The organism is Streptomyces sp. NPDC093586, from assembly GCF_044764905.1.
Taxonomy (GTDB): domain Bacteria; phylum Actinomycetota; class Actinomycetes; order Streptomycetales; family Streptomycetaceae; genus Streptomyces.
Genome location: NZ_JBIWJA010000080.1, coordinates 1 through 8,260, shown reverse-complemented (window position 1 = coordinate 8,260; position 8,260 = coordinate 1). Strand labels below are relative to the sequence as shown.

Sequence of the window (8,260 nt, the reverse complement as noted above, 5' to 3'; positions counted from 1 at the left end):
TTGCCCACCCCCCGCCGCCCCCCCCCCCGGGGGGCGGCCCCCCCCCTTTTTTTGTAGCGTCCCCCCGGGCCCCCCCCCCCGGCCCCCCGCCCCCCCCCCCCCCGGGGGGCCCCCCCCCCCCCCCCCCCCGGGGGGGGGGCCCCCGGACGGTGGGAGGACGGTCCGACCGTCTTCCGCGGCATCCCGTCCGCCCGGTCTCCGGTGGGAGACGCCCGGTTCGCCGCCCCGTGTCCGGCCCGGCCCTGGGACGGCGTACGCGACGCGTACGCGTTCGGGCCGCCGCCCCCGCAGGTCCTGGGGTTCGAGGACCGGACCGGCGCACCGGGGACGTGAGGGTCCGCGGTCTGCTGCTGGCCCTGTTCCTGGTGCCCGTGGCCGTCGGCGCGTACTTCCTGAGCCGGGCGGCGGCCGCGGACGGCACCCCGCGCTGCGACGGCATCATCACGGAGTACGGTGACGCCGAGAGGTCCGGCCCCATGCGACCGGGGGAGACGTGCGACCTCTACGACTTCGCGGACGGCCGGTCGGCCGGCACCCGGACGTACGACCAGCAGAGGAAGGCCCAGGAGCAGCGGGCGTCGCACGACCGTCTGACCGGCGGTCTGTGGGCCGCCCACGGCCTGGCGGGCGTGCTCGTCGTCGTCTCGGGCCTCCGGCCGGCCCGCTCGGACGCCGGCCGGCGCGGCGGCCGATGAGCGGCCGATGAGTTTTCGCGAGCGCCGCGGTCGGACAGCAGGAGCACACCACGGGCCACCCGCAAGCACGAGACAGCCAGGAGACCACCAGATGCGCACCCTGATCAGCACCGCCTTCGTCTCGCTCGACGGCGTCGTGGAGGCGCCCGGCGGCGAGCCCGGTTACCGGAACGCGGGCTGGACCTTCAAGGACGTCGAGTTCCTCCCCGAGGCGTTCGAGATCAAGGGCCGGGAGCAGAAGGAGGCCGGCGCCCTGCTGCTCGGCCGGGTCAGCTACGAGTCCTTCAGCGCGGTCTGGCCGGACATGGCGGACTTCGCCGACTACAAGGCGATGCCGAAGTACGTCGTCTCCACCACCCTCGCCGACGGCGACCTGGTGGACGGCTGGGGCGAGACCACGATCCTGCGCTCGCTCGACGACGTCGCCGCGCTGAAGCGGACCGAGGGCGGCCCGATCATCGTGCACGGCAGCGCCACCCTGGGCCGGGCCCTGTCGGACGCCGGCCTGATCGACCGCTACCACCTGCTCGTCTTCCCGCTGCTCCTCGGCGCGGGCAAGCGGCTGTTCAGCGACACGGACAAGGACGCCCAGAAGCTGAGGCTCGTCGAGCACGAGGCGTACGCCAACGGCATCCAGAAGAACGTCTTCGACGTCGTCCGCTGACCCGCTCAGCCGAGGGGCCCGCCCCCGCCCATCGGCTCGATGTCCACCCGCACCGGCGTTCCCCACACGCGCAGCACCTCGTAGTCGGTGAACTCGTGCACCAGCCGGTAGGCCGTGGCCGCGCGGGGGGCGCGCAGCAGGGCGGCGATGTACAGCTCGGCCTCGCGGCGGTCCCGGCGCGGGGTGCCGCACAGCTGCCACGTCTGGCCGTTCCACAGCTCCGGCAGCCAGCGCTGCTGGGGCTGCGGGCGGTCGCCGCGCACGCCGTAGCGGGACGGGGCCGGGTCGGCGGGCCGGGCGGGGAGGGGACCGCCGTTGTACTCGGCGCGGCGGGCGGCGCGGCGGCGGGTCTCGCACAGCAGGCACAGGTCGGGGGCGGCCTCGTCGACCGGCCCGTTCGGATGCTCGGGGCAGCGGGTGCTGGGGGCCGTCGTGGTGACGCCCTCCTCCAGCCGGTCCAGCGCGCGCTTCAGGTCGGCGCGGATCTCGTGGAGCTTGGCGTCCGGTGTGTCGGCGGTCAGGGCCTCGCCGTGCTCACCGAGGAGACGCAGGGCGCGGCCCAGGGCGGTCAGCTGGGCGTGGTTCATGTTCCTCAGGGTCGCACACGGCACCGGCGAGGCCGTCCGCCTCCGCCGCCCGCAGGCTGTCGCCGAGCCCGAAGAAGTACGTCGCCGCGAACCCGACCACGTACCCGGTGAGCAGCCCGCCGCCGTACACGCCCGCCGTCGCCGCCCATCCCCGGCCGCCGTCGAGCAGCGGGAACAGCGCCCAGCCCGACGGGCCGATCGCCGTCGCCCCCACGTCGGTGCCGAGCATCGCGAACAGGCCGACGAAGGCGCCGCCCGCCGCCCCGCCCACGCAGGCGGTGAGGAAGGGGCGGCCGAGGGGGAGCGAGACGCCGTAGATCAGCGGTTCGCCCACGCCCAGCAGCCCGGCGGGCAGCGCCGACCTGATCGTCGCGCGCAGGGACGTGTCGTGGCGCAGCCGGACGTAGACCGCCGCCGCCGCGCCGACCTGGCCCGCGCCCGCCATGGCCAGGACGGGCAGCAGGACGGTGTGGCCCTGCTGTTCGATGAGCGTGGTGTGGATGGGGATGAGGGCCTGGTGCAGGCCCAGCATCACCAGGGGGAGGAAGAGGCCGCCGAGGACGAGGCCGGCCAGGGCGCCCGTCGTCGACAGGAGCCAGCCCGCCGCCGTGCCGACGGCCGTCGCGACCTCGCCGGCCGCGTACATGAGGACGTACAGCGTGACCAGGCCGGCGACCAGCACCGTCAGGGCCGGGGTGAGCAGCACGTCCAGGGTGCCGGGGAGGCGGGCGCGGCACCACTTCTCGACGTACGTGCCGAGCAGGGCCGCCGCCAGCGCGCCGAGGACACCGCCCTGGCCGGGGACGAGCGCGACGCCGAACGCGGTCACCTTCGCCACGCCTGGGTGGACGACGACGGCGGCTACCGCGCCGCCCAGGACGGGCGTTCCGCCGAACTCCTTCGCCGTGTTGAGGCCGACGAACACCGCGATCAGCGCCATGAAGGCGGAGGAGACGGCCGCCAGGGCGGGGGTGAGGCCGGGCAGCCGTCCCAGGTTGGTGAGCAGCCCGGCGACACCGGCGACGATGCCGCAGCCGATCAGGGCCGGGATGAGCGGCACGAAGACGTTCGCGACGCGCCGCAGCGCCGACTTCAGCGGCGTCGCGTTGCGCCGCCTCTGCCGGGCCCTCAGCTCGGCCCCGCGCCGTGCGAGGACGTCCGCCGTGCCGCCGCCGGCCGCCAGGAGGACCTCGAACGCCTCCGTCACCCGCCCGACCGCCCCCGGGCCCAGCACCACCTGGTACGACCCGTCGTCCTCCACCACCCCGAGCACGCCGGGCAGCGCCCGCAGCGCCGCGTCGTCCACCCGGGACCGGTCGGCCAGGCCCAGGCGCAGACGGGTCATGCAGTGGGCGACGGAGGTGACGTTCGCGGGGCCGCCGACCAGGGGGAGCAGCGCGGCGGCCGTGGCGTGGGGGTCCTTGGCATGGTCCTTGTGCACCCGTCGAGCGTGCGGTCAGTCCTTCGCCGCCGCCAGCGCGGCACGCAGGCGACCGCCGGAGTCCTCCAGAAGGCGGGCGGCCGTCGGGCCGTCGACATCGGCCAGCAGGGTCAGGATGGCGTGCTTGACCTCGCCGTCGGTGGCGGCCAGGGCGCGTTCGATCTCCTCGCCCCCGGCGCCGGTGGCGAGCGCGACGATACGGCGGGAGCGGGCGCGCAGTTTCTCGTTGGAGGCGCGGACGTCGACCATCAGGTTCCCGTACGTCTTGCCGAGCCGGATCATCGTGATCGTCGACAGCATGTTGAGGACCAGCTTCTGCGCCGTACCGGCCTTCAGCCGGGTGGAGCCGGTGATCAGCTCGGGGCCGGTGACGACCTCGATGCCGTGCTCGGCGGCGGCCGCCAGCGCACTGCCCGCGTTGCAGGCCAGGCCGACGGTCAGCGCCCCGAGCGCGCGGGCGTGCTCGACGGCGCCGACGGCGTACGGGGTGCGGCCGGAGGCGGACACGCCGACCACCGTGTCGTCGGCGGTGAGGGCGAGGGCGTCCAGGTCGGCGCGGGCCAGCTCGGCGGAGTCCTCGGCACCCTCGACGGAGGTGACCATGGCCTCGGGACCGCCCGCGATCAGGCCGACGACCTGCCCCGGCGCGGTGTTGAAGGTGGGCGGGCACTCCGAGGCGTCCAGCACACCGAGCCGGCCGGCCGTCCCGGCGCCCGCGTAGACCAGCCGGCCGCCGCGGCTCATCCGGGCGGCGACGGCGTCGACGGCGGCGGCGATCTCGGGCAGCCGCGCGGTCACGGCGGCGGCCACGGTGGCGTCCTCGCCGTTCATCAGCCGCGCGATGTCGAGGGTGGACAACCGGTCGATCTCGGCCAGCTCGGGCCGGAACGCCTCGGTGGCCAGCGTCTCCAACTGGGAACGGAGATCGGGGTGATGGGGGGGTGAGGTCATGGGAGAACGGCCCTTTTCCACTTCGGTCGGTGTACTAACCCAGGGGCGCGGAGCTGTATCGATATGCGGCTCCGCCGCGTGGGCGCGACCAGCCGCACTCGGCCGCCGGCCGCCCACGACGATCAAGCCCTACGGTCTGCCGCGATGACCATGCCGATGGGCCAACGCCTCGTAGGACGCCGCCAGAGCCGGCGCCGCCGACTCGTACGTCCGCTGCGCCACCCCCACGAACAGGCAGTCCACCACCAGCAGTTGACTGGTCCGCGACGACATCGCAGCCGGTCGCAGTTCGCTCTCCCGCGCGGTGGACGTGGTCAGCACGTGGTCGGCGTACTGGGTGACGGGACTGTCGGGGCGGCCGGTGATCGCGACGGTCGTCGCCCCGCGTTCGAAGGCGACCCGCAGCGGCTCGATGACGTCCCCGGTCGACCCGGAGTGCGTGATGGCGAGGGCGACGTCCCCGGCGCGCAGCTGCACCGCGTTGGTGACGGCGAGGTGCGGGTCGCTCGGGGCGTGGGCTATCAGCCCTATGCGCAGGAGTTTCTGGGTGAGGTCCTGGGCGACCAGCCCGGAGGCGCCGATGCCGTACACGTCGGTGCGGCCGGCGGCGGCGAGGGCGGCGACGGCCGCGCCGAGCTGGACGGTGTCCAGTCCCGCGGCGGTGTCGGCGAGGGTCTGCTGCTCGTCGTAGGCCAGTTTGGCGACGACGTCGGCGATCGGGTCGTCGACCGCGATGTCGGTCGTGATGGCGGGTGCGCGCCCCGACTGCTGCTGTGCGGCGAGCCCGGCGAGCGCGAGGCGCAGATCGCGGTAGCCGGGGTAGCCCAGCAGGCGGGCGGTGCGGACGACGGTGGCCTCGCTGGTGCCGGTCAGCTCGGCGAGGCCGGTGACCGTGAGGGCCGCGCAGCCGGCCGGGTCGCCCGCGACGGCCTCGGCGACCCGCTGCATGGAGCGGGTCATCGACGGCGCCAGCGTGCGCACCTTGGCCGCGAGGGCGGCGGGCGCGGGCGGCGCGCCGGTGCCCCCGGCGGCACGGGGGACCGGCGACGCGCTCGCGGCACCCGCGTCGCTCCCGGCCCTTCCGCCGCTCCCGGCCCTCGCGAAAGTTTTCTTCACGTCATCGGTCACTCATGAAAGATATTTTCGTTTCGGCCTGCGGGTCAAGAGTGCGCACAATGGGGGCATGGACCCCATCAGCCCCCTGGAGCAGGCCCTGCACGCCGCTCGCGCCCTCGTGCTCGCCGACCTGGTGGCGGGCGAGGTGGCCGAGGCGGACGTCGTGTCGCTCGTCGAGGACTCCGTCGTGCAGCGGCGCTGGTGGGTCGAGCAGTGGCCCGAGGGGGTGGAGTTCGTGGCCGGGCTGGTCGCGCAGGACGTCCAGGACGCGCTGCTGGAGCGGTACGGCCGCTGGCCGTTGTGCCCGGTGTGCGGCTCCGGCGACCCGCACGCGCTGGACGTCGAGCCGGAACTCGGCCCGGATCCGCACTGGGTGTGCGGCAAGGCAGGGGTGAAGGTCGCGCCGGTCGGCTCGCTGGGCGCCGCCACGGGCGGCATGCAGTCGTCGTGAGGACGCCCCGGTGACCGTCTACATCGACCCGCCCACCTGGCCGGGCCACGGCCGCCTGTGGTCACACCTCGTCAGCGACGTCTCCTACGCCGAACTCCACGCGTTCGCCGAGGCGCTGGGCGTGCCGCGCCGCGCCTTCGAACGCGACCACTACGACCTCCCCGCCCACCGGTACGCGGACGCCGTGTCCGCCGGCGCCCTGGAGGTCAGCAGCCGCGAGGTGGTGCGGCTGCTGCACGGGGCGGGGCTGCGGCGGCGCAAGGGCGGGGACCGTCAGCGGCGCAGCTCGTAGGCGAACTGCTCCTCGTCGTCCCCCGCGACCCGCGTGAAACCGGCGCGCGCGATGACGGCCTGGGACGCCGTGTTGCCGGGTTCGGTCGTCGCGAACACCGACGTCACCTCCTCGCGCTCCAGCGCCCACGCGGACAGCGCGCGCAGGGCCTCGGTGGCGTACCCGTGGCCCCGGGCGGCCTCGGCGAGGTCGTAGCCGATCTCCACCCGGCCGTCCTCGTCGGGCGCGCCGTGGAAGCCCATCCCGCCGACCGCGCGCCCGTCCTCCGTCCGCACGAGCGTGAACACGCCCCACTCCGGCCGGTGCACCCCCGCCTCGTACGCCTTCAGCAGGATCCCGGCGCCGTCCCGTGTGCCCTGGTACGGTCCGCCGTCGACCCACGCGAACCCGCCGTCGCCCCCCGCGGCCAGGTCGGCGGCGGCAGCGGGGGTGACGCCCTGGAGGGTGAGGCGGTCGGTGGGGATCACGAGGTTGTTGTTCCACCGCCACTCGGTGAGCGGGGCGCGGCCGGGCAGCTCGCCGCGGCCGGTGGCCCACAGCAGGGTGCGCCAGTGGTCGGGGCCGGGCTGGACGTGCGGGAAGATCCGGGTCAGCACGTCCTCGCACAGCCCGGCGGGCGGCTCGTACGTCAGGCCCAGGCCCTCGGCGATGTCGTGCGTGTGCACCAGCACCTCGGTGACCCCCATCGCGGCGAAGCCCTCGCGGTTCGCGCTGCGGAAGGGGTACGGGTGGAAGGCGCGGACCTCGCGCGGGGTGGTGCGGAGGGTGGCGGCGAGCAGGGCGCCGGTGGTCTCGATCACGTGGAGGACGCCGGCGTTGTCGGTGCCGTCGTCGAGGGTGATCTCGAAGGGGACGCAGGTGTCGACGGCGCGTCCGGCGAGCTGGCCCGCGTAGAAGACGAAGTCGTCCGCGATGTGCTCCGCCGTGTACCGGCAGCTCCACTCCAGCCGTCCGGCCCGCGTCCCCTCCCAGTCCCGGTCCGTCGCCGTGCGCAGCAGCGCCACCGCGTCTGCCACCGCCTCTTCCACCTGGTCCCCGCCCATGGTCCGCATGCCGGGCAGGCTACGGTGTCGGACCCTCCCCGAGCGAGAGCATTTCCAGCTCGCCTGCGAGGTTGTGGCGCGCGGTCGCCTCCCACTCCCGCTGCCCGTACGGCGTGCGGAACAGCCCCGGAAGGGCGAGGAGTTGGCGCAGCACCGCGGCCCGGCCCGCGCGGAAGGCGTCGTTGGGCACGAAGTGGTACTCCTCGCGGACGGCCGCGGTGTAGGCGGCGTACGCGCTCGGCGGCGAGGCGAGGACCGCCAGGTCGGCGTCGCACAGCACCTGGCCGTTCCGGTCGTCGTCGGCGGGATCGTGCGAGACGGTGAGCCGCACCAGCCGGGCCACCTCGGCGGTCTTCTCCGCCGAGACCCCGGCCTCGGGCAGCGCGCGTTCGGCCAGCCGGGCCGACCGCTCCTCGTTCTCGGACCGCTCGGGCAGATACACGGCGTCGTGGAACCACGCGGCCAGCCGGACCACGTCCGGGTCGTCGGCGTACTCCTCCAGTACGTCGACGTGGTCCAGGACCGCGGTGAGGTGGGCGGGCGTGTGGTAGCGCCGCTGGGGTTCGGACCACCGGCGCAGCAACGCGTCGGCGTACCGGTACGGATCCGGGTGGCAGGCGCCGTCCCGTGCCGGGAGGAGGGCGCGCAGCCAGCGGGCACGGAGGGCGTCGAGATCGGCCATGCGCTCATTCTCCCGCGATCGGCCCGGTCGGCCGCCCAGTGCCGCGGCAGGCGACGTTCGCCCGGTGAGGAGCGGCGTCCGGTGCGTGCTCCGGGGGTTCCCCCGGCCGGAGGCTGGGGGAGTGCCGGACGGAAGCCCTCGTACCGTACGTACGCGGGCTTCCGGCCGGTGCGGCGAGTGGGGGCACTCCCTCCGGGGGAGCGTGCCGGGCGTCGCGACGGGGCGAACGTCGCCTGCCGCGGCACTAGTGACCTGAGTCGGAGATTCGTCGTTGGTTCGGTATGAGTCGTCCGGGTCCGAAGATTCCGCCGTTGTCGGTGACCGATGCCCAGCGGGTC

The 8,260-nt window shown here is 74.9% G+C and carries 10 protein-coding genes and 1 pseudogene; 5 read left to right on the top strand and 6 right to left on the bottom strand.

What is annotated here, in order from left to right; translation table 11 throughout:
• Positions 1-132: 132 nt before the first annotated feature.
• The 3 genes and pseudogenes from ACIRFH_RS36310 to ACIRFH_RS36300 all read left to right on the top strand — a co-directional run.
• Positions 133-324: pseudogene (locus tag ACIRFH_RS36310) on the top strand (carboxylesterase family protein); the annotation flags it as partial.
• A 5-nt stretch (positions 325-329) separates the two neighbouring features.
• Entirely contained in the window at positions 330-695 is a 366-nt protein-coding gene (locus tag ACIRFH_RS36305; RefSeq protein WP_403530788.1) for a hypothetical protein, read from the top strand.
• Positions 696-786: 91 nt separating this feature from the next.
• Positions 787-1,359 carry a dihydrofolate reductase family protein gene (locus ACIRFH_RS36300; protein ID WP_403530786.1) on the top strand — a complete coding sequence of 191 codons (573 nt, stop codon included), beginning with the start codon at positions 787-789 and terminating at the stop codon, positions 1,357-1,359.
• 5 nt (positions 1,360-1,364) lie between these two features.
• On the opposite strand, the gene ACIRFH_RS36295 is transcribed toward ACIRFH_RS36300, so the two are convergent.
• From ACIRFH_RS36295 to ACIRFH_RS36280, 4 genes are all read right to left on the bottom strand, one after another.
• Positions 1,365-1,946 carry a hypothetical protein gene (locus ACIRFH_RS36295; protein ID WP_403530784.1) on the bottom strand — a complete coding sequence of 194 codons (582 nt, stop codon included), beginning with the start codon at positions 1,944-1,946 and terminating at the stop codon, positions 1,365-1,367.
• A complete protein-coding gene (locus ACIRFH_RS36290) occupies positions 1,894-3,387 on the bottom strand; it encodes a PTS transporter subunit EIIC (RefSeq protein ID WP_403530782.1) in 1,494 nt (497 codons plus the stop codon). The genes ACIRFH_RS36295 and ACIRFH_RS36290 overlap by 53 nt, the downstream gene beginning before the upstream one ends.
• Before the next feature lie 15 nt (positions 3,388-3,402).
• Entirely contained in the window at positions 3,403-4,338 is a 936-nt protein-coding gene (murQ, locus tag ACIRFH_RS36285) for an N-acetylmuramic acid 6-phosphate etherase (protein WP_403530779.1), read from the bottom strand.
• Between the two features lie 129 nt (positions 4,339-4,467).
• Positions 4,468-5,466, bottom strand: a complete 999-nt coding sequence (locus ACIRFH_RS36280) for a MurR/RpiR family transcriptional regulator (protein WP_403530775.1) — start codon at positions 5,464-5,466, stop codon at positions 4,468-4,470.
• 55 nt (positions 5,467-5,521) lie between these two features.
• Between ACIRFH_RS36280 and ACIRFH_RS36275 the strand changes: the two genes are divergently transcribed.
• On the top strand, positions 5,522-5,905 hold the full coding sequence (locus tag ACIRFH_RS36275; RefSeq protein WP_403530773.1) for a hypothetical protein: 384 nt from the start codon (positions 5,522-5,524) through the stop codon (positions 5,903-5,905).
• A 10-nt stretch (positions 5,906-5,915) separates the two neighbouring features.
• Positions 5,916-6,197: a DUF4031 domain-containing protein gene (locus ACIRFH_RS36270; protein WP_077797992.1), complete on the top strand. Its 282-nt coding sequence runs from the start codon at positions 5,916-5,918 to the stop codon at positions 6,195-6,197.
• On the opposite strand, the gene ACIRFH_RS36265 is transcribed toward ACIRFH_RS36270, so the two are convergent.
• A complete protein-coding gene (locus tag ACIRFH_RS36265) occupies positions 6,179-7,249 on the bottom strand; it encodes a GNAT family N-acetyltransferase (RefSeq protein WP_403530768.1) in 1,071 nt (356 codons plus the stop codon). The genes ACIRFH_RS36270 and ACIRFH_RS36265 overlap by 19 nt on opposite strands.
• Positions 7,250-7,259: 10 nt before the next feature.
• Entirely contained in the window at positions 7,260-7,922 is a 663-nt protein-coding gene (locus tag ACIRFH_RS36260; protein ID WP_403530765.1) for a hypothetical protein, read from the bottom strand.
• Positions 7,923-8,260 lie beyond the last annotated feature (338 nt).